At 67.2% G+C, this 21,644-nt stretch carries 14 protein-coding genes and 7 pseudogenes; 9 read left to right on the forward strand and 12 right to left on the reverse strand.

Features of this window, described 5'->3' with window-relative positions:
- The first annotated feature begins 69 nt into the window (after window positions 1-69).
- Entirely contained in the window at window positions 70-609 is a 540-nt protein-coding gene (locus tag QP181_RS04790; RefSeq protein WP_333927806.1) for an ACP S-malonyltransferase, read from the forward strand.
- Window positions 610-705: 96 nt separating this feature from the next.
- On the opposite strand, the pseudogene QP181_RS04795 reads toward QP181_RS04790, so the two are convergent.
- Window positions 706-1,910: pseudogene (locus tag QP181_RS04795) on the reverse strand (MFS transporter).
- Between the two features lie 11 nt (window positions 1,911-1,921).
- Window positions 1,922-2,954, reverse strand: a pseudogene (locus QP181_RS04800) (aldo/keto reductase).
- 86 nt (window positions 2,955-3,040) lie between these two features.
- Between QP181_RS04800 and QP181_RS04805 the strand changes: the two are divergent.
- Window positions 3,041-3,949, forward strand: coding sequence for a LysR family transcriptional regulator (locus QP181_RS04805; RefSeq protein ID WP_333927807.1), 909 nt, complete (start codon window positions 3,041-3,043; stop codon window positions 3,947-3,949).
- A gap of 85 nt (window positions 3,950-4,034) precedes the next feature.
- On the opposite strand, the gene QP181_RS04810 is transcribed toward QP181_RS04805, so the two are convergent.
- The 8 genes and pseudogenes from QP181_RS04810 to QP181_RS04850 form a co-directional block, all read right to left on the reverse strand.
- A complete protein-coding gene (locus tag QP181_RS04810) occupies window positions 4,035-5,312 on the reverse strand; it encodes a DEAD/DEAH box helicase (protein WP_333927808.1) in 1,278 nt (425 codons plus the stop codon).
- Window positions 5,313-5,499: 187 nt separating this feature from the next.
- Window positions 5,500-6,885, reverse strand: a complete 1,386-nt coding sequence (locus QP181_RS04815; protein ID WP_333927809.1) for a M20/M25/M40 family metallo-hydrolase — start codon at window positions 6,883-6,885, stop codon at window positions 5,500-5,502.
- Window positions 6,886-6,948: 63 nt separating this feature from the next.
- A pseudogene (locus tag QP181_RS04825) lies at window positions 6,949-8,321 on the reverse strand (TonB-dependent receptor domain-containing protein).
- Window positions 8,322-9,040: 719 nt separating this feature from the next.
- A pseudogene (locus tag QP181_RS04830) lies at window positions 9,041-9,631 on the reverse strand (TonB-dependent receptor plug domain-containing protein); the annotation flags it as partial.
- Window positions 9,632-9,652: 21 nt separating this feature from the next.
- A pseudogene (locus QP181_RS04835) lies at window positions 9,653-11,161 on the reverse strand (sulfotransferase family protein).
- Window positions 11,162-11,278: 117 nt separating this feature from the next.
- Complete coding sequence (locus QP181_RS04840) at window positions 11,279-12,415, reverse strand: AMP-binding protein (RefSeq protein ID WP_333927810.1); 1,137 nt, start codon at window positions 12,413-12,415, stop codon at window positions 11,279-11,281.
- Between the two features lie 80 nt (window positions 12,416-12,495).
- Window positions 12,496-13,785: a sensor domain-containing diguanylate cyclase gene (locus tag QP181_RS04845; RefSeq protein ID WP_333927812.1), complete on the reverse strand. Its 1,290-nt coding sequence runs from the start codon at window positions 13,783-13,785 to the stop codon at window positions 12,496-12,498.
- Window positions 13,786-13,795: 10 nt separating this feature from the next.
- Window positions 13,796-14,110 (reverse strand): PAS domain-containing protein, encoded by a 315-nt coding sequence (locus tag QP181_RS04850; RefSeq protein WP_132896657.1) that lies wholly within the window; start codon window positions 14,108-14,110, stop codon window positions 13,796-13,798.
- Window positions 14,111-14,547: 437 nt separating this feature from the next.
- On the opposite strand from QP181_RS04850, the gene QP181_RS04855 reads away from it, so the two are divergent.
- Entirely contained in the window at window positions 14,548-15,906 is a 1,359-nt protein-coding gene (locus QP181_RS04855; protein WP_333927813.1) for a chloride channel protein, read from the forward strand.
- Between the two features lie 13 nt (window positions 15,907-15,919).
- Here the strand turns inward: QP181_RS04855 and QP181_RS04860 are convergent, their stop codons facing one another.
- Window positions 15,920-16,828 carry a LysR family transcriptional regulator gene (locus QP181_RS04860; RefSeq protein WP_333927814.1) on the reverse strand — a complete coding sequence of 303 codons (909 nt, stop codon included), beginning with the start codon at window positions 16,826-16,828 and terminating at the stop codon, window positions 15,920-15,922.
- A 32-nt stretch (window positions 16,829-16,860) separates the two neighbouring features.
- On the reverse strand, window positions 16,861-17,148 hold the full coding sequence (locus tag QP181_RS04865; RefSeq protein WP_333929690.1) for a hypothetical protein: 288 nt from the start codon (window positions 17,146-17,148) through the stop codon (window positions 16,861-16,863).
- Here QP181_RS04865 and QP181_RS04870 point away from each other — a divergent pair.
- From QP181_RS04870 to QP181_RS04895, 6 genes and pseudogenes are all read left to right on the forward strand, one after another.
- Window positions 17,033-17,503, forward strand: a pseudogene (locus tag QP181_RS04870) (MFS transporter); the annotation flags it as partial. The gene QP181_RS04865 and the pseudogene QP181_RS04870 sit on opposite strands and share 116 nt — an antisense overlap.
- A 103-nt stretch (window positions 17,504-17,606) precedes the next feature.
- Window positions 17,607-18,140, forward strand: coding sequence for an MFS transporter (locus QP181_RS04875; RefSeq protein ID WP_333929551.1), 534 nt, complete (start codon window positions 17,607-17,609; stop codon window positions 18,138-18,140).
- Between the two features lie 56 nt (window positions 18,141-18,196).
- Window positions 18,197-19,117 (forward strand): annotated as a pseudogene (locus QP181_RS04880) (TIGR03571 family LLM class oxidoreductase); the annotation flags it as partial.
- Between the two features lie 26 nt (window positions 19,118-19,143).
- Entirely contained in the window at window positions 19,144-20,061 is a 918-nt protein-coding gene (locus tag QP181_RS04885; protein WP_333927816.1) for an EthD domain-containing protein, read from the forward strand.
- Between the two features lie 110 nt (window positions 20,062-20,171).
- On the forward strand, window positions 20,172-20,678 hold the full coding sequence (locus tag QP181_RS04890; RefSeq protein WP_132896484.1) for an RNA polymerase sigma factor: 507 nt from the start codon (window positions 20,172-20,174) through the stop codon (window positions 20,676-20,678).
- Complete coding sequence (locus QP181_RS04895; protein ID WP_333927817.1) at window positions 20,675-21,598, forward strand: FecR family protein; 924 nt, start codon at window positions 20,675-20,677, stop codon at window positions 21,596-21,598. Before QP181_RS04890 ends, QP181_RS04895 begins: the two co-directional genes overlap by 4 nt.
- Window positions 21,599-21,644: the final 46 nt, after the last annotated feature.

The raw sequence follows: 21,644 nt of genomic DNA on the forward strand, positions 1-21,644 counted from the left end.
GTTCGTCGACACCACCGCGCTATGACGCTTGCGCTCTTGTGCTCAGGGCAGGGCCGGCAGGATCGCGCGATGCTCGACCTGTTCGCCGACGATCCGCGCGCCGCACCGATCCTCGCCGAGGCGAGCGACGTGCTGGGGCAAGACGTCTTCACGGTCCTGCGCACTGATGACGCGGCGACGCTGTTCGCCAACCGGACGAGCCAGATCCTCTGCGTCACCCGCGGACTCGTCGCGGCGGCCTGTCTCGCGCCGACGATGCCGTTTGTCGTCGCAGGATACAGCGTCGGCGAGATGACCGCATGGGGCATTGCGGGGATTTGGTCACCCGAACGCACGCTGCATCTGACCGCCGCGCGCGCCGAGGCGATGGATGCCGCGAGCGGTACCGACGACGGGCTAGGCTTTATCCGGGGTCTGCCACGCGAGTGCGTCGATGCGCTTGTCGCTCGGTTCGGCTGCGCCATCGCGATCGTCAATCCCGACCTCCTGTTCGTCATCGGTGGCGAGCGGACCCACGTCGCGCAGTATACTCGAACTCGGGCCGGGCACCGCGCTCGCCGATATGGTGCGTGCGGTCGATCCGGCACTCGACGTCCGCGCCATCGATGATTTTCGCAGTGTCTCGGGGATCAGGGACTGGCTGGCGCGGTGACCGCCGGGACCGGTAGAGCGCCCGAGCACAGGACGTGAAGCCAGCCCCGATCGTCAGGCATTGGCCGACCGGGCCGCCGCCTCGATCGCCACGTCTGGCGCTCGACGATCGCGTTTCGACGCGCGGTGCCGTGCGACGATCACCGCGACCAAGCCCAGCCCGGAGGCGGCGGCTCCCGCCAGCGCCACGGCGGGATAGCCGATGCCCGCCGCGATCACGCCGCCGCCCACTGCTGCGCCGATCGCGTTGCCGAGGTTGAACGCACCTATGTTCATCGCCGACGCGAGGTTGGGCGCGTCCGCCGCGGCGTGCATCACCCGGACCTGGAGCGGCGGGACCAGCGCGAAGCTTGCGATGCCCCACAGGAATATCAGGATCGCGGTAGGTCCCTTGAACGGCATCAGCATCGCGAACCCGACGAGGATCGCGGCCAGCGCAGCGAGCGTCACGATCAGCGTCCGGTCGACCGAGCGATCGGCGAAGCGTCCGCCGAGCCAGTTGCCGATCGTCAGGCCGACGCCGTACGTCACCAGCATCGCGGTGACATAGCCGAGCGAGGCGTGCGTCACCTCGCGGAGGATCGGGGTGATGTAGGTGAAGACCGTGAACATCGCGCTCGCACCAATGACGGTGAGGCCCAGCGCGCCGAGCACCGGTCCCCGCGTCAGCACGCGGAGTTCCGCGATCGGATCGCTACCCACGGGCGCGGGCAGCGCCGGCAGCGTCAGGCGGAGCGCCACCATCGTCGCGACGCCGAGCGCGGAGATTCCCAGAATGCCGAACGCCATCCGAGATGATCGCCGGCCCAGGTTGCAAGCGGCACGCCGACCACGTTGGCGATCGTCAGCCCCATGAACATCGCCGCGACCGCGCCCGCGCGGCGCTCGGCCGGGACGAGACTGGCCGCGACGATCGCGCCGACGCCGAAGAATGCGCCGTGATTGAACGACGTCAGGACTCGTGCCGCCATCAGCATGCCGTATCCGGTCGATACCGCCGCAAGCAGGTTGCCGATGGTGAAGATCCCGGCGAGCGCGATCAGCAACGTCCGCCGCGGCACGCGTCCGGTGGTCAGCGTCATCAGCGGCGCGCCGATCACCACGCCCAAGGCATAGGCACTGATCAACAGCCCGGCGGTCGGGATCGACACGCCAAGATCGGTGGCGATGACGGGGAGCAGGCCCATCGGCGCGAATTCGGTCACGCCGATGCCGAAGGCGCCGACGGACAGGGCCAACAGGCCGGGATTGAGTTTCATGGTGGCGCTCCTCAGACCAGCGCGGGGTTCAGGCGGGCAAAGCCCTCCTGCTGCCGGTACGGCGTGTGGGGGTAGGGGGGCAGGACATCGCTGGCGGCATCGAGCGTGGCGACCTGATCCGCCGACAACGCCCAACCGACCGCCCCGAGATTGTCGCGCAACTGCTCTTCGGTGCGTGCGCCGATGATGACCGACGCCACGGTCGGACGCCGCAACAGCCAGTTGATCGCGACCTGGGGCACGGTCTTGCCGATATCCGCTGCAACCGCCTCGAGCGCATCGATCACGCGGTACAGATGGTCGGTCTCGACCGGCGGCGCGAATTGCTCGGTATCGTGGAGGCGGCTGCCTGCGGGGATCGGCCGATCCCGCCCGATCCTGCCCGTCAGTCGGCCCCAGCCGAGCGGACTCCACACCAGCGCGCCGAGACCCTGGTCCGCCCCGAGCGGCATCAGATCGGCTTCATAGGCGCGCCCGATCAGCGAGTAATAGACCTGATGCGCGACGAGACGCGGCCAGCCGTAACGGTCGGCAATCGCCTGCGCCTTCATCACCTGCCAGCCCGGATAGTTGGAGACTCCCGCGTAGCGCACCTTGCCGGCGGCGATCAGCGTGTCGAGCGTCCCCATCAGCTCCTCGGCCGGGGTGGACGCATCATAGGCGTGGACCTGAAGGAGATCGACGTGATCGGTGCCGAGACGTCGCAGCGACGCCTCGACCGCACGGATCAGGCGCGCGGGACGTGCCCCAGTCGTCGGGCCCGTCGCCCATCGGCAGTCCGGTCTTGGTCGACACGAGCACCTGATCGCGCCGGCCCTTGATCGCAGCACCGAGTACCGTTTCCGACGCGCCGTTCGAATAGACGTCGGCGGTGTCGAACAGCGTGACGCCGGCGTCGAGGCAAATGTCGACCATGCGGCGTGCTTCGGTCTCGTCGCTGTGTCCCCAGGCGCCGAACAACGGCCCCGATCCGCCGAAAGTAGCCGTTCCGAAGCTGAGGGCCGGGACGCGCAGTCCCGAGGATCCCAATTGCCGATAGTCCATATCCATATCCCCGCTATTAACCTGATGCATAGATGGGTGGATCGAGGCCAAGCTATTAGCAGCCGCGTGCGCGAAGGATTTGTGAAATGAACGCAAAGATAGGTCTGGGGGCTGATCGGGCACGCGCGCTCGAACTGTTCGCGACGGTGATGCGCGAAGGCAGTTTCTCCGGTGCGGGCCGGGTGCTGGGGCTGACGCCATCGGCGGTCGCCCGGTCGCTCGATCGGATCGAGGCGCGGCTCGGGGTACGGCTGCTGCTCCGCTCCACCCGCGCGTTGACGGCAACCGCGGAAGGGCAGGCCTATCTTCAGATGGCCCGGCGGATCCTCGCCGATCTCGACGATGCCGAGCAACAGATCGCCGATCAGGGCGCGCCGCGTGGACGGCTGCGGATCAGCGCCGCGCTGTCGCACGGGCGGTTGTGCATCGTGCCGCTACTCGGCGTATTCGCGCGCCTCTACCCGCATATCCTGGTGGACTTCGCGTTGACCGATACGATCGCCGACGTGGCCGCCGGGCAAGCGGACGTGGCGATCCGGTTCGGGCCGCTTGGTGACAGCCTGTTGACCGCGCGCAAGCTCGGCGAGAGCAGGCGGGTGATCGTCGCCGCACCCGACTATCTGGCGCGATGCGGCATGCCGATGCGTCCCGAAGATCTCCACCGGCATAATTGCCTCAACTTCAACTTCCGTCGGGTCGAGCCAGTCTGGCCGTTCCGCGTCGAAGGACGCGACGTCACCCTGTCGGTGAAGGGCAATATCGAGGCGAACAACGGCGAAACGCTCGGCCAGCTTGCCGCGGCGGGCGTCGGCATCGCGCGGGTCGGTGCGTTCAGCGTCGTCGACGATATCGCCGCTGGTCGGCTGATCGCCGTGTTGGACGATTTCAATCCCGGCGATGTTGAGCTGATCCATGCGGTATTCGTCGGCGGTGGGAACATGCCCGCGCGCGTCCGCGTGTTCGTCGATTTCCTGGCCGCCCGCCTCGCCGGCTGAGCTTTATCGGCCCCAACTCAGACCGGTGATCCTGAGCGGCGTGACGGGGCGGTTCTTTCACTCCGTCGCGCCGCTCAGGATCGCATCAAGCGGCTTTGGCGGCCGTCCGCGCGGCGATCTTCTCTGCCTCGGTCCAGACCTTCCGCTCGCGCGGTGCCTTGGCCGGCTTGACCTGCTTGACCGGACCGCCGCCCAGCACGGGCGCGCGCTTGGTCGAGTGGCGCGCCACTTCGCAATGCCATTCATGATCGTCCTGCACGGTCAGCGTGCGACCGATCTCGCGCTCGACATCGTGCAGCCACGCGCGCTGCTCGGCATCGCACAGCGTGATCGCAAAGCCACTGCGGCCGGCGCGACCGGTGCGGCCGATCCGGTGGACATAGCTCTCCGGCAGGCTCGGCAGATCGTGGTTGAAGACGTGGGTCACGGTATCGACGTCGATGCCGCGCGCGGCGATATCGGTCGCGACCAGCACCTGCACGGTGCCCGCCCGGAACGCGTCGAGTGCACGCTCGCGCTGGCCCTGCGACTTGTTGCCATGCAGCGCCTCCGCGGTGATCCCCGCCTCGCCGATGAACGCGCACACGTCGTTGGCGATGTTCTTCTGCAGTGTGAACACCACTGCCTGGCCCATGTCGGGCGTCTTGAGCAACGCGAGCAACGCGGCCTTCTTGTCGGCGGCGTCGAGGAACATCACCGACTGGTCGATCCGGTCGACGGTGGTCGATGGCGGTGCGATCTCGACCTTGGCGGGATCGCGCAACAGGCTCTCGGCCAGCGCGGCGATCGACTTCGGCATCGTCGCCGAGAACAGCAAGGTGTGCCGGTCCGTCGGCAGCGTCGCGACGAGCCGCTCGATCGGCTTGGCAAAGCCCATGTCGAGCATCTGGTCCGCTTCATCCAGCACCAGTGCTTCGAGCTGCGACAGGTCGCAAACGCCTTGATCGACCAGGTCGAGCAGGCGTCCCGGCGCGGCGACGATGATGTCGACGCCCGTTTCCAGCGCCTTGACCTGGTGGAACTGGCTGACGCCGCCGAAGATCGTCATCACGCTCGGCTTCAGATGCCGACCGAAGCTCTCGAAGCCAGCGGCGATCTGCGACACCAGCTCGCGCGTCGGCGCGAGGACGAGGATACGTGCACCGCCCTTGGGCGCCGGCCGCGGATCGGCGGCAAGGCGATGGAGCAGCGGCAGCGCGAACGCCGCGGTCTTGCCGGTCCCGGTCTGCGCCATGCCGAGCATGTCGCGGCCCTGTAGCAGCGTCGGGATCGATTGCGCCTGGATCGGGGTAGGGCTCACATAACCTTCCTCCGCTAGCGCCTGCAGCAAAAACGGCGCGAGGGAGAGATCGGCAAAGGTCATGGTCATGGTAACGCGGCGCCTCCGGCGCTGGGCAAGCTGCGCCAAAGGGCTTAGCGTTGGGTTGAGCGCGGGCAGCTAGAAGTGATGCTGCACTGCGTCAATGTAGAAAGCCGGGCGGCGGCATTTAATGCCCGGCTCCCCTACTAATTCGTGACGTCGCGAGAGGACCGCGCGCCCTGTCTCCGCGTTACTTCGTCAGATCAGTCAGCAGCGAGCGGTAATAGGTGATCGCCAGCGGGATGTTGTCGATCGGCGTGCGCTCGTTCAGGCCGTGGCTGAAGTCGTCGGATTGCTTGATGAAGGTCGGGCTCACGCCGTAGCTCGGCACGCCGACCGAGCGATACCACATCGAATCGCTCGCGCCCGCCGACATGCTCGGAAAGATCGGCACGCCGGGACGGATCGCGCCCATCGCCTTCTTCACCGCACCGGTCAGGTCCGCGCGCAGCGGCGAGGCGTCGGTCGGGTTCGATCCTTCGGTAACGTCGCTGAACTTGACGCCGGGATCGGCCGCGACCCTGGCAAGCTCGGCCATCACGGTCGCGGGCTTCACGCCGGGAAAGATGCGGCAGTTGATGTTCGCGGTCGCGCGCTGCGGCAATGCGTTGAGCGCATGACCGCCGTTGATCATCGATGTGACGCAGGTGGTGCCGATCTGGCCGACATACCCCGGATTGGCGGCAAGCGTCTCGATCGCCTTCTGGTCCTTCGGATTTGCGGCAAACGCGCGCATCGCCGCACCGATCTCGGGCGTCTGCCGCGGCGCGACGCCCTCGAAATACCCCTTGGTAATCGGCGACAGCTGCGGCGTGAAGCGATAGTCGCCGATCCTGACCAGCGCCGCAGCAAGCTGGTTGATCGCGTTCACTTTCCGCGGCGCGGACGAATAGCCGCCGGCGCTGGTCGTCTCGAGCTGGAAATCGGCATAGGTCTTCTCGGCCGCGCCGATCGTGAAATACTCGGCCTTGCCATCTTCGCCGTACAGCCCGCCGCCGCCATCAATATTGAGCGCCATCTCGGCGTTCTTGAGCTGGTCGGCGATCAGCGACGACGTCTTCATGACGGTCTCCTCGTCGCCCGACAGCGCGAGGACGATGCCGCGCTTGGGCGCGTAGCCCGCCTTCTTCATGTCGAGCAGCGTCGCGATAGCGAGCGCGGCGTCGAGCTTCATGTCGGTGGCGCCACGGCCGTAGAGATAGCCGTTCTCGACCACTGCGGTGAAAGGGTCGCGCTGCCAGTCGGCGGGCTTGGCCTCGACCACGTCGATATGGCCGGAGAGGACGATCGGCTTCAACGCCGCGTCGCTGCCCTTCCACGTCGCGACCAGATAGGCGGTGTCGTCGACCGGCGTGACCGTCACGTCGCTCGCCGCGAAACCGCCACCGACCAGCACCGACTTTAGATACGCCGCGAGCTGCGGCGTCTGGTTGCTGGGACCACGAACGCTACGAAACGCGATCATTTTCTTGGCGATCTCGAGCCCGTTGGTCGCGGCGGTCTGCGCCTGCGCCGCAGCGGGCAGGGCGGTCATCGCGGCGGTGCAGGCCAGGAGAAGCTTGAGCTTTGACGTCATCATCATCTTTCTTCGGAGAAAACGATCCTCCCCCGCCAGGGGGAGGGTCGCAACGAGCCATTCTTAGAACTTTGCCCCAGCGCGCAGCCCGATGGTCCGCGGCGTGCTGGTGACGATATAGGTCCGCTGCGAACACGTCCCGCATTGCTGATACCGCGACAATTGCGCGCGTTCGTCCCACAGGTTCTGGACGAACACCTCGAACGTGAAGTTCGAAACCTCCGCGCCGACCGAGGCATTGCCCGTCGTATAGGCCTTGAGCCGTCCCAGCGTCGCCGCCTGCGCCAGTCGGATATCCGCCGACGCCGAGCTCTGATGTGCGACCAGCCCCTGGATATACGCCTTCGCCGTGCCGATCGGCATGCTGTAGCGCGCCGTGCCGCTCGCCTTGAACCGCGGCGTGATCGGCAGGCGCGTACCCGATGGCGCCAGCACATCGGTACCGTCGCCGCTACAGATCTGCGTCGCGCACAGATCGCTGCGCGTCTTGGCATCGGTATAAGCCGCCGCCGCGGTCAGCGACAGGCCGCCCGTCGAGAAGTTCGCATCCGCCTCCGCCCCCTGATCCGCGCATTCGGCCCGTTCTGGATGATCGTGAAGCTGTTCAGCCCGAGGAACGAGAACTGGAACTTGTCCCACGCCTGCTGATAGATCGACGCATTGAACCGCAGCCGGTCGAACAAGGTGGTCTTCAGCCCGAGCTCGTAATTGGTCAGGAAATCCGCATCATACGGCGCGACATCGCCGCGGCGATTGATCCCGCCCGGCCGGAAGCCGCGCGAGAAGGTGGCATAGGCCATGACCGTGTCGGTGGGCTTGAACGTCAGGTTGAACCGGTAGGTCGCGCCTTGCCCCTGCGTCTTCTTCGGGATCAGGCCGGTGGTCGTATAGGTCGCCAGATTGGTACACGGCGAGCCCGACACGGCTGCGGGCAACAACGTCGAGGTGTCGCCACCGCTCAGATAGGCTTCCCGCAAGGTCTGGCCGTTCGCCAGATAACAGCCCGCGACGCCGGTCTGGCTGCTGCCCGCGGCATTGAACGGCGTGGCGGTGTAGGGCCGGCCATCGTCCGGATCGACCGCAGGATTGCGCCCGAACCCGTAGAAGCCGATCAGCGAATTGTCGTAGATGTACGCGCGGCCACCCGCCGTCGCGGTCAGGTTCGGCAGGATATCGAAGCTCGCCTCGCCGAACATCGCGTAATCCTTGTCGACGCGCTTCTGCTTGGTCAGCCACAAGGTACCCGGCGAGCCGTTGACCGACACCGCGGTGCCGAGATTGGCGATCTGGTAGTCCTGGAAGATCGCGTTGGTCTGGCGCTGATAGAAGGCGCCGGCGACGATCCGGAACCGGTCCTCGACGGGTGAGGCGACGCGCAGTTCCTGGCTGGTTTTCTTGAAATGGTCGGTGCCGATGATCTTCTGCCGCGGATCGATCGTCCGGCCGGCATTGTCCTGGTAATAGAAATAGCCGGCGAGCCCCCGACCGAGGAATAGGCCGAGTCATACGCTTCGGCATAATCGGTATAGTCGCTCGACGTGTAGGTCTTCCGGTCGAGATACGCGCCGGCATAGGTGACGTCCCAATTGCCGACCTTGCCCTCGATCGTCAGCGCGCCCTGGATGAAGCGGTCGCGGCGGAACTCGGGGAAGAAATGCTGGACCTGCAAATCGCCGACCTTCGGATCGTAGCCATAGGTGCCGTGGTTGCGTTGTTCCTGGTACAGCACGGTCGGCGTCACGGTCCAGTTGCTGTCAAGATCGACCTTCAGCGCGGCGCGGCCGCCATAGGTCTCGGTATCGTTGTAGTTCTTCTTCACGAACGCGGCATTATCGACGACCACGCCGCCATTCGCCGAGGTGCACGAAGTCGCGGTCGGCTCGGGCAGATAGCTGCGACACCCGGCGACGTTGTCGATGAACCCCGCGTCGCGCTGATAGAAGCCGACCACGCGCAGTGCCGCGCTTTCGGACAGCGGCATGTTGAGCATGCCTTCGATCTTGCTGCCGATCCCACCCGACTTGACGCTGTTCACCTCGCCGTCGACACGGCCGTAAAAGTCGCTCGTGTCCGGCTTGTTGGTGATGATCCGGATCGTGCCGGCTTCGGACGACGCGCCGTACAGCGTGCCCTGCGGCCCGGCGAGGCTCTCGATCCGCGCGATGTCGTAGATGTGCACGTCGAGCGTGCCGCCGATCGTCGTCACCGGCTGCTCGTCGAGATAGGTGCCGACCGAGGGCAGCGGACCCGAATGGTTGCCGTCACCACCCGATGCGACGCCGCGCATGTAGACGACCGTCGAGCCCGGCTGCGTCGTCTGGAACGACACCGACGGCAACAGCTGCGTGTATTGGTTGAAGTTCGAGATGTTCAGATCGTCGAGCCGCTTGGTGCCGATCGCCTGAATGCTGATCGGGACCGCCTGGATATTCTGGTCGCGCTTCTGCGCGGTGACGACAATATCGCCTTCATACTCGCCGGCCTGCGGTGCCGTTGCGTCCGGGGTCGGCTCGGCGATGGTCGGCGGGGCGATGGTCGGCGGGGCGGTGGTCGGCGCGGCAGTGGTCGCAGTTTGCGCGAAGGTTGGCGTGACGATGGCCGACGACGCCAAGAGCGACGCGATCACCACGCGACGATCGATTATGTGCATGCTCGTTGCCCCCACGACGATTTGTGTCCGCAACCTGTGTTGCGGCGCAACAAACGTCAAACGAAGCTTCGCGGCAATAAACATTTTGTGACGCATCCGTGACGTTTTCGCCACGGGTCAGGTCGTCGCGGCGAGTCCCAGGGCGGATCGCAACGGCCCGAGCCACTGGTCATAGGGACGCCAGGCATCGACGCCGTCGCGATTGATCGGCCGGCGCACCTGTTCGGAGCTGGCGGTGCGGACCGCGCGCTCGGTCTCGTGGAAGGCGAGGCAGGCCGGCTCGAAATCCAGTCCGCAGGCCGCGAGCAACGCGCTGACTTCGGCCTCGGTATCGTCGAGCAAAGCCGCGTGATCGACGCGGTGGACACGGCCAGGCAGCACTGCGTCGACATGCGTCATCAGCCGGACATAGTCGGTGTAATAGCGGCCGAGATCGTCGAGCGAATAGCTGAAGGTCTGCCCCCGCGCGTAATGCTGCTTGAAGTTCGAGAAACAGCAGTCGAGCGGGTCGCGTCTCGCATCGATGATCCGCGCGTTGTCAGTGCGATATGCGCCCAGTTGTTGGGCAGCTTGTCGATGACGAACGGGCGATCGGTGCGCCGCTGGATCGCGGCACGGCGCAGATAGTCTTCGCCGATGTCGCGCAACGCGTCGGCGGACAGCGCCTCCAGTCCCTGCGGATAGTGCACGATGCGACGCGCCAGCGCCGGCATGTCGGGCAGTTCGGTCGTCCCCTCGACCAGGCTGTGGCTGGCCAGGATCTGCTCGATCAGCGTCGAGCCAGCGCGCGGCATCCCGAGCACGAAGATCGGGTCCGGCGCAGTCGACCCGTGATCGAGCCGAGCCGCAAGAAATTCGGGCGTCAACAACGCGATGCTGCGATCGACGAACGCCGTCGTTTCGTCCGCGTCGTACACGATCCGCGTCCGGCGGAGCGCGTTGCCCGCCGCGTAATGCGCGAACGACTGCACCGGATCGCGGCGGTCCTCGAACGCCTTGCCGAGCGCGAAGTCGAGATGAAAGCGGTCCTCGTCGTCCAGATCGTCGCGTGCGAGGGCGGCTTCCATCGCCGCGATATCGTCGTCGTCGAACTTCACCGTCTTGAGGTTGGCGAGGCTCCACCACGCATCGCCCAGCGTCGGTAACAGCGACAGCGCGCGGCGATACGCGGCGATGCCGTCGTCGCGACGCCCGACCGTCTTGAGCATATGCCCATAGCTCAGCCACACGCGCGGCTGGCCGGGCGCATCGCGCAGCACCTTTTCATACAGCGCGATCGCATCCTCGAACCCGCCGAGCCGGCCAAGTGCGGCGGCCTTCAAATTCGCATGCCCCGGATTGTCCGGCTCGTCGGCGATCACCGCATCGAGCAAGGTCAGCGCCTCGGGCGCGCGGTTCTGGCGGTACAGCACGAGCGCGAGGTTCGCGCGCGCCGCGGTAAAGCCCGGCGCCAGCTCGACCGCGCGCCGCAGCAACGCCTCCGCATCGCCATAGCGGCCGATCCGCCCTGCCAGTTCGGCCAGCATCCGGATCGCGCGCGTCGAACGGGTCCTGCTTGAGATACGCCTTCAGCAGCGGTTCGGCGATGTGAAGCTGGTTGTCGTGCAATGCCAGCGCCGCCTGCATCAGATCGTCAGGCCAGCGGGGGGAGGGTGGAAGCCATCGGTCCAGACAGTCGCGACGCGCAACGTGAACGTCAAGCGCGCCGTCACACGGCCCAGCGGTGCCGGATCTTCGCGCAGGTCACCCCCAGTCGCAAAGCTTTCCCATCGCATCGCGCGGCAGCATATCTCCGAACCGGATACTCTTTGGCCGTTCGGGTCCCGTCAGTTGATCGGCCGCCGCCCGGTCGATCCGCCCGCGGAGTTCGTCGGCGTCGCAATCATCATCGTCCGGCACGATGAACGCCTTCAGCCGACCGTCGACGTGCAGTCGCACCGCCGCGTCGGCGACCCCGTCGATCGCCCGCAGCCTGTCGGCGATGCGTCCGGGCCAGACATTGTGGCCGCCGACCTGCACCGCGCCGTCGCGCCGGCCGATCGGACGCAGGCTGCGGTCACCGATCCGCTCGATATGGTCGGGCAGGTCGTGATGCCCGCCACGCGCGTCACGCAGCTGCCATTCGTCGGTGCCGTGACCTTCCGCGGTGCCGGAGGGGATCAGCTGCCATCGTGGCAGCAACGCATACGCGGTGGCCGGCAGATCGCGCAGCGCGATACCGCTGGTCTCCGAGGAGCCGTAGATATCGATCAGTCGCGTCAGCCCGACCGCAAGCAGGTCGGCCGCCAGCCGGTCGTCGAGCGGCCCCGCCGAGCTTACGCCGACGACGTCCGCGGGAAAGCAGCGGGTCAGGCGCACGATCGCGCGCCACTGGTCCGGTACGGCGACGACGAGGTCTCCCGCGGTCAGATCGAGCGGCGTGCCGATCGTCCGAACGACGACCGGGACATCCAGCACAGCCGGTAGCAGCGCGGTCCAGATGATTCCGTAGAGATGATGCGCGGGGACCAGCGCCACCACGCGGCGGCGTCCGGCAAGCTGCGTCGCGAGGAACGCGGCCTCGTCGAGCAGGTCGACGGTGGCATGGGCGCAAGACTTGGGACTGCCGGTCGACCCCGATGTCCGAACGGTCATCCGACCATTGGTCGCATCCTGTCCGAGCATGATCCAATCGATCCACTCGCCGACGATGCGCGGCGGTTCCCGGCCCAGCAGCGCGTCGTCGAGGCAGAACGTCTCCGCCAACGCGCCCAGCGCGCCCAATTGCTCCATCGAGTCCAGCCCCAGTCCGTCGTCGCCGATCGGCAGGGCTTCGGGCCAGTCGTCCGGCTGAACCGACGCGGCGCCGGTTGCGCGCCAGCGGCGCAGTTCTGCGGCCACGACGGCGCACGCGATCCGGTGGACGGCCGCGCGGGAGAGGGCGGTCCGGGAGATGGCGGCGCGGGGGAGGGCGGTCACCGTCACGCCGCGCAGGCGGTGGACCGATAGACCCGATTGCGTCCTTCGCTCTTGGCGGCATAGAGGCGCTTGTCGGCGAGCGCGATGACCGCATCGATCGATCCGCCGGCCTCGTCGAGCGTCGCACAGCCCAGGCTTGCCGTGACCTTCAGCGGCCCGCGCGGCGTGTCCAATTCCAGCGCGGCGATGGCCTTGCGCATGTCGTCGGCCAACCCGATCGCCTGATCGTGATCGAAGCGGGGCAGCAGGACGCCGAATTCCTCGCCACCCAGCCGCGCGAAGATGCCGCGGGGCGGCAGAAGCAGCGTGCAGACCTCGGCGACCCGACGAAGCAGGACGTCGCCGACCGGATGGCCATGCGTGTCGTTGACCGCCTTGAAATGATCGAGATCGAGGACGATCAGCGACAATGACTGCCGCAGCTCGCGCCAATGCGCCTGCTCGCGCTCCATGATCTGGCTGAAGTGGCGGCGGTTCGATGCGCCCGTCAGGTGATCGCAGGTCAGCAGCCGGCGCATGTCCTCGGCGGCGGCCTCGCGCCGCGGGACGTCGCGCAGGATCACCGAAAAGCCGGTCGGGCGCGGACCATCGCCATCGGATCGCGCGACCACGAGGCGCTGGCACCAATAGCGTTCGCCATCGGCGCGTTGCTGCCACCCCTCTTGCAGATGCCAGCCATCGCGCGCAGCGATTTCGAGCTGCTCGTCGAGACGCAGGTCGCCGCCGGACGTGTCGCTGTCGAGAACGTCCGCCAGATTATGGCCGGTCACCGCAGCACAGTCATGACCGGTCTGCTTGGTGAAGCAGGCATTGGCCGACGCGATCCGGCCATCCGACGTGATCGCGAGCGCGGCATATTCGTTGACCCCGTCCAGCAGCGTTGCGAACCAGGTATCCGCCTGCCGCAGTCGCTCCTCCTGGACGACCTGCTGGCTGATATCGCTCAGCGTCACCATCAGGCGATCCGCGCCCAGCTTGACGATCGTACAGGCCAGCACCTTTGGTGCCTGTGCGCGCCGGCCCTGACCGAGATCGACGAAGATCCGATGCCCGTCGCAGATCTTGCCGGTAGCGGCTGCATAGCCCGCGACGATGCTCCGCAACTCGGGGGCGTGCTGCTCGAACGCGGTGAACAGATTGCCGGCATCGCGCGGCCCGGCAAGCGGTAGCAGATGCTGCATCGCATGCGGGTTCATCAAGGCGATATCGCCGGTCAGGTCGCATTCGATCAACCCGACGGGGCACGCATACAGGAATTCTAGGAGCTGTTCCTCGCTCGACTTGCCGGTCATCGATGCAACCTCATCGTTCGATCAGGATGTAGCGGCGTGGCATCCCCGCGTCCGCGAGCAGCCGCAGGCGAACTTTCGTCGGGCGCATCCGCAAGGTAAGCACATAGGGGACGATGTCATCGATGTCCGGCTCGTCCTCGAACCGCTGCGCAACCAGGAAATTGTTCATGCACTGCGCGACGGCGTCGAAGAACGGCACACCCATGACCGTCGAGGGATCGAGTCCCGACATCCGCGCCTCGGTCGCGTTATAGGTCTGCACGATCGTGTCCGCCCCGAAGCCGACCACCCCGAACGGCAGCGCGTCGCGGTCTTCGTCGGACATGGACTCGAGATCGTTCAGCGAAACGACGTCAAAACTCGCATCTGTGGTCGGCACGAACAATAGCTCCCTCAACGGCTGGATGATGCCCCAAGATCGTTAAACTTCAGCTAAGAATAGTGTCGGGTCGCAGTGCGTTAGGGATCGCGCCGAGGGGCCGCACACGACCCGGCTCGAGCGCGCATGTACGCGGCCGAGTTTGCGGTTGCCGCGCTCCATTACGCCGGTTGGCGACGCTCCCGCTGTCGACGCCAAGACGCCGCACCCGATGGTCGGCTGGAGCGATTGGCGGTGCCGCGCCGCATGTGCGTCATGGTCGCGCGCAAGCGTGCCCGCGTCTGTCTTACCACGGCATCCGCTTCTGCTCCCGCATCGTAGGAGTCTCGGACAGAGGTTCGCATCGGGGTGACGCCGCCCGCGTCCTGATCTAGGTCGGCCTCATGGCTGCGTTTCTCGATCGTCTGATGCCGGCAAAGCGCTGGACCCCGTCCCGGTATCGCGCGCTGCTTCGAGCGCGAGGTCCTCGCTCGGTCCAGTTCCGGACGCGCGCGGCCATCCTCGTCGGTGCGATCCTCGTCGGCATCGTTGCGACGCTGTTCGCCGAGGCGGCTGACCGGGCGGCGGCGATGTTCGCCGGCTATGCCCGCCGCTGGCACTGGTTGCCATTGTTGACGACTCCGTTGACGTTCATGGCGCTGGTCTGGCTCACCCGTCGATACGCACCGTTCGCGCGGGGATCGGGAATACCGCAGGTCATCGCCGCGCAGGCCGATCCCAATGCCGCGACGCGAACGCTGATCTCGGTGCGTACGGTCGCGGCCAAGGCGGTGCTGACGATCGGCGCGGTGCTCGGTGGCGCGTCGGTCGGGCGCGAGGGACCGACCGTCCAGCTTGCCGCCGCGGTGATGGGGGCGACGCACCGCATCCTGCGCGTACCGCTGCGTGGCGGCGTGCTGATCGCCGGCGGTGCGGCAGGCGTCGCCGCCGCCTTCAACACGCCGCTGGCCGGACTGATGTTCGCGATCGAGGAACTGGCGTCGGCCTATGAACAGCGCGTCACGCTGCTGGTACTCGCCGCGATCGTGATCGCCGGGATGGTCGCGCAGTCCGTCCAGGGCGACTATATCTATTTCGGTGCGATCGGCGCGCATATGCCGTTGCTGTCGGCGCTGCTGGTCGCACCGGTCGCGGGGATCGCCGGCGGGATGGCGGGTGGCCTGTTCTCGCGCACGCTGCTGGCGATGGCGCTCGCCCGCAACTGGGTGACGCAGTGGACCCGCGCCAACCCGGTCGCATTCGCGGGCGGCTGCGGCGTGGTGGTGGCGGTTCTCGGCGTGGCGACCGGGTTGACCTGGGGCACCGGCTATTCCGCGGCGCGCGCGATGATCGTCGGGGTCGATGCGCCCTTGTGGTTCGGACCGGCCAAGTTCGTGGCGACCGCCGCGACCGCGATCGCAGGGCTGCCGGGCGGGATCTTCGCGCCATCGCTCGCGGTCGGTGCAGGCGTCGGCAATCTGCTGCGGCAGGTGTTCCCCGGCGAGCCGGCAAGCGCGATCGTCATCCTCGGCATGGTCGCGTATTTCGCAGGCGTCGTCCGCGCGCCGCTGACCGCGGTCATCATCCTGTCCGAGACGACCGCGAGCCGTGGGCTGATGCTGCCGATGTTCGCGACCGCGTTCATCGCCGACGCCGCCAGCCAGTGGGTCTGCCGCGAGAAACTCTATCACGGGTTATCCAGGACGTTCGCCGTCCCGCCCGCCAGCTCGCCGGTTATCCCGCCCGTCGCCCCGGCGCGCTAACCGGGACCGCCGGTCACTCGATCCGCAACCCCTCGGTCAGCGCTTCGAGCAGCGCGTCGACCTTGGGCGTAAGCTGGCGGCTTCGGCGCCAGACCAGATGCAGCGGCAGGCCGACCGTCGCCAGTTCCGGGAGGATCTCGACAAGCTCGCCGCGATCGAGTTCGTCCTTGATCAACCATGTCGCGAGCTGGGCGATCCCGAACCCGGCTTTCACTGCGCCGACCTGCGCTTCGGCGCTGCCGAGGACGATGCGGGCTTCCATCGGGTATTCCTCGATGCGCCCGGCGTCGCGGGCGAACCGCCAATTGGCCGTGCTGCCATCGCCGCGGCCGTAGAGGATGGAGTCGAACGCCGCGAGCGCATCGGCATTCTCAGGCATGCCCCGCCGCTCCAGATAGGCAGGGGCGGCGCAGATGATGACGCGCTCGCTGCCGAGATAGCGGTGACCGAGATTGTCCGGCCAGGGTTCCCCCGCGCCGATCCGGATTGCGACGTCGACGCCCTCCTCGACGATGTCGATCTTGCGGTCGGTGAAGGTGATGCTCGGGCGCAAATTCGGGTGGCGTTCGGCAAAGGCGAGCAGCAGCGGCATCGCCTGCATCCGCCCGAACGCGATCGGCACGTCGACCTTCAGCCGCCCGACGATCTCCGACCGATGCGCTGCAAGCACCGCCTCGGCATCGGCAAGCTCGCCGAGCACCCGCACGCATGTTTCGTAGAAAGCGGCACCGACGTCGGTCAGCGTCAGGCGGCGGGTGGTCCGCTCGAACAGCCGACTGCCCAGCCGCGCCTCGAGCCGCGCGACACTCTTGCTGACCGCTGAATTGGTCAGGTTGAGCCGCGCCCCGGCAGCGGTGAAGCTGCCCGCATCGGCGGTGCAGACAAAGGCTTCGATACCCTTGAAACGTTCCGACGGGATCATGGCAGTGCGTCCATTATGGAATAATTGTCGCTCTATGCACGAATTAATGCCGCACGACGTGCGTTTTCGTCGCGCGTAGAGAGGGCGCCATTCAGGAGCCCTTTGCCGATGTCGTCCCCCAGCCATCCTATCCACGCCGCCCCGCCGGGCACGAAGTCGGCGGGGCATGGCTTAGCCGTGCTGTTGCTCGCGATCTCCGCGTTCGTGATCGTCACCACCGAGTTCATCATCGTCGGACTGTTGCCGAGCCTCGCGCGCGATCTCGGCATTTCGATCACCGTCGCGGGGCAGCTCGTCACGCTGTTCGCCTTCACGGTCATGCTCGCAGGGCCGTTCCTGACCGCGATGCTCTCGCACTTCGAGCGCAAGCGGCTGTTCGTCGTGATCCTCGTGATCTTCGCCGGTGCGAACGCTCTGGCCGCCGCAGCGCCCGATATCTGGGTCCTCGGCCTCGCGCGGTTCCTGCCGGCGCTGGCACTACCGGTGTTTTGGGGCACCGCCAGCGAAACCGCAGGCGAACTCGCAGGTCCCGAAAAGGCCGGCAAGGCGGTCGCCAACGTCTATCTCGGGATTTCCGGCGCGATGGTGCTCGGCATTCCGCTCGGTACGCTCGCCTCGACCGCGTTCGGCTGGCGCGGGACGTTCTGGGGGCTGTCGGGGCTGTCGCTGCTGATGGCGGTGCTGTTGCTCGTTGTGATGCCGACGCTGGCACGCCCCGCGCGTCAAGCTCGCCGAACAGGCACGCATCCTCAAGGACCCGTATTTCCTCGGCAACGTCGTGCTGTCGGTCATCGTCTTCACTGCGATGTTCACCGCCTATACCTATCTCGCCGATACGCTCGAGCAGATCGCACATATCCCGGCAGGGCAGGTCGGCTGGTGGCTGATGGGCTTCGGGATCGTCGGTCTCGCCGGCAATTGGCTGGGCGGGCAGTTCGTCGGCCGGGGGCCGCTGCTGGTCACGGCGATCACGGCGTTGGTGCTGGCGATCGGCATGGCCGCGACGACACTGGTCGCAGGCTCGACCGTCTGGCTGGCGATCGCGCTCGCGGTCTGGGGCATCGCCAACACCGCGCTCTACCCGATCTGCCAGGTGCGCGTGATGCAGTCGGCGAGCCATGCGCAGGCGCTGGCGGGCACGCTCAACGTGTCGATGGCCAATGCCGGCATCGGCTTCGGCGCGATCATCGGCGGTTCGGTGATCCAGCATCTCGGGCTCGGCGCGGTCGGCCATGTTGCCGCCGCGATCGCGATCCTCGCGGTGCTGGTGACACCGCTGGTGCACCGGCTGAAGGCCCGGAGCGTCAGCTGATGGACACGCCGGACGCACTGGCACCGGATCTGGCCGGACACGCCGCCTATGCGCGCGTGTTCCAGCCCGGCCGGCTGACGCTGGGCTTCATCGCCCCGCTCGAAGCCTATCCGACCGCACCGTGGCCGACGCTCGCCGATCACGCGGCACTGGCGCGAAAGGTCGATGCGCTCGACTTCGCGGCGATCTGGCTGCGCGACGTGCCGTTCTACGATCCGAGCTTCGGCGATGTCGGGCAAGTCCTCGATCCGATGGTCTATGCCGGATGGCTCGCCGCGCAGACGACTCGGATCGCGATCGGCACGGCGGGTATCGTCCTGCCGCTGCGCGATCCGCTGATCGTCGCCAAGCAGGCGGCGAGCGTCGACCAGTTGCTCGGCGGGCGCTTTCTGCTCGGGCTGTCGACCGGCGACCGGCCGTCGGAGTTCGCCGCGTTCAACAGCAATCTCGACGATCGTCCCGAACGCTACCGCGATGCGATCGACGTCATCCGCGCCGCGACCGAACGGTCGTTCGCCCGGCATGCGTCTGCGTATTACGGCACGCTCGACGGCAGCATCGACATGGTCCCCAAACCGATCGGACCGCGGTTGCCGATCCTCGCGATCGGCCGCGCCGGGCAGACGCTGGACTGGCTCGGTGCGAACACCGATGGCTGGATCTGGCATCTCAGCGACGCGCGGCGCCTGCCCGACGTTCTCGCCCGGTGGCGAACGGCAACCGCCGGCGGCCCGTACAAGCCTTACGGCTACGGTGCGATGTTCGATCTGCTCGCGGACCCGGATGCACCGCTGGCCTATGCCAGCGGCGGTATCCGCAGCGGTCGCAACGCGCTGATCGACCTCTGGAAGCGTCAGCGGGACGAGGGCGTGGCGCACGTCGCGCTCAACCCCAAGCCGTCGCGCCGCCCCTTTGCGGACGTGGCCGACGAACTCGCGACGTATGTCCTGCCGCATTTTCCGACCGACGCGCGTTAACGCCCCTCATCATCAGGATGTCACCCATGCCCAAGGTTTCCACCACGACCGATTACGCATCGCGCGACGCGAGTATCGCGATCAACAGCTACACGACGGTCCTGCGCCGCCCCCGCGTGCCGCACGACGTGTTCGCCACCTATTGGCGCGACGTCCACGGCCCGCTGTGTTCGCGCATCCCGGGTCTCGGCTGGTACGTCCAGAACCATCTGAACCGCGAGCAGGACGCGCATCTCTGGCCGGCTATCGACGGTATCGCGCCGTTCGCGGACTATGAACTCGACGGCGGCGTCGAGATCGGGTTCGCGTCGAAGGCCGACCAGGACGTCTTCAACGCGGCGAGCCACATCCTGTTCGCCGACGAGCAGAACATGTTCGCGGCCACCGTCGCCTATGCGCTGCCGAACGGATCGCGCACGCTGGTCGACCGCATCGCCGATCCGATCCCCAATGGCGACGACGGCTTCGACCGTATCCACGTCCACTTCGGCGCGGCCGACGGCGACGCCGGAACGTTCGCGACGTTCATGACCGAGTTCGCCGAAACGCTCGCCGCCGACGCCGCGGTGTTGAAGCTTCGCCTGCACGTGCCGGACCGCTACGACAATGCCGAACCCGCCCCGCCGGCACCCAATGTCGATCATCTGGTACCCCCGGAGCGCGCACGGATCGCGGTGATCGAACTCGCCTTCGAAAGCCCGCTGACCCGGCGCGCGTTCTTCGAATCCGACGCGTTCACCGCAACGCACGCCGCGCAAAAGGCGCATATCGCGTATGTCTCGGCCTTCGCGGTCAGCGGCGTTTACACCTATGTCCGCGACAAGCAGCTCACCACCGCCGGGTTGCGCGGCAGCCGTCAGGCGCAGCTGATCGAGCGGCTCGGCGCCAACAATCAGGTGGCCGCCGACGTGCGTGGTCTGATGCACACGGGCTCCGTCGACTAGCGATCGTTGACGTCGCGGTGAGGACGGATCGGGATCGGCGACGTCCGTGTCATTGATCCGACCCCGCGACGTCATCAAACTGTACCGGCAGGCTCATACCCGGTCGGGGGATGACTGCCGCCAACCTCACCGCCACCGATCCTGCGCCACGCGGTCTGTGGCAGGGTTGGTCGCGTTTGCGCGCGCAGGTCGAGCGGATGACGCGGCGCACGGATGGCGAGGACCTGCTCCATGACGCCTATGTCAGCATGGCGGGGCTGGCGACCGCGCCGCGCAACGACGAGGCGTTCCTGGTCCACGCCGCGGTCAACAGGGGTCGCGATGCGTTTCGCCGGGAGGCGGTGCGCGGGGCGTGCGAACCAGCCGAGGCGATCGACTGGCTACGCGATCCCGCACCGATCCAGGACGAGGTGATGATCGCCAAAGCGCGACTGGCGCGCGTCCGCGAGGGTATCGACCGGCTGACGCCGCGGACCCGCGAGATTTTTCTGATGCAGCGGCTCGACGGGTATAAGTACCGCGAGATTGCCGAGCGGCTGGACATCAGCCAGGGCGCGGTCGAGAAGCACATGGCCAAGGCGATGACCTTCTTGGCCGATTGGACGGAGGGTTGGTGAGTTTCGCGATGCCCGGCCGCCGTTCCCCGAACAGCTTCGATGCGAACCCGGCTGCAACCAACCGAAGCGCGGCAGAATGGATTGCGCGGCTCAATGCCGACGACGCGACCGCGCAGGACGCGGCGAGCTTCCGGCGTTGGCTCGCCGCGAACCCCGATCATGCCGAACGGTTCGAGCGTGCTACCGATCTCTGGGACATGGTGCCGGGGACGGCGCCGTCGCGAGCACCGGTGACGCGGCGCCGGGCGCTTGCCGGTCTCATGGCGCTGACCGCGACGACCGCCGGCGGAACGATCGCATTCCAGGCCGCGCACGCCGCGACGCCGTACGAAACGGGGATCGGTGAACAGCGGCGGATCGGGCTTCGCGATGGCTCGTCGCTGATGCTCGATGCGGCAACGCGTGTTCGCCTGATCGCGACCGCTGAGCGGCGTCAGCTCTGGCTTGAGCGCGGTCGGGTCGACCTGACCGTGGCGCCGCGGACCATCCCGTTTATGATCGACGCGGGGCGAGGGGACATGACCGCAAGCGCAGGCCGGTTCGACCTGCGCCGCGATCGCGAAGACCGGGTGGCGGTGACCGCGATCGAGGGCAGCGCTACAGAGACCACCGGCGGCGCAAGGCAGCTGACCGGTGGCGAGCGCCTGGCCGATGGCCGGATCGACCGCCCCGACCTCGCCGCGACGCAGGCCTGGACGAGCGGCCGCGCGGCCTTCCACGACGATACGCTGACGACAGTCGCCGAAGAGGCCAACCGCTACAGCACGACCCGGCTGGTGATCGCCGACCCGGCGGTCGCCGGAGTGCGCGTCAGCGGGATGTACCGGATGGGCGACAACGTCGCGCTGGGCCGGTCGCTCGCCACGCTGCTCGCGCTGCGGGTGCGGACGATCGAGGGCGCGATCCTGCTCGGCGGATAAAGTTCGCCGCAATTCGCCGCAATTCGCCGTGGGGTGGGGTGGGGTA

This window comes from Sphingomonas sp. LR55 (assembly GCF_036856015.1).
Taxonomy (GTDB): domain Bacteria; phylum Pseudomonadota; class Alphaproteobacteria; order Sphingomonadales; family Sphingomonadaceae; genus Sphingomonas.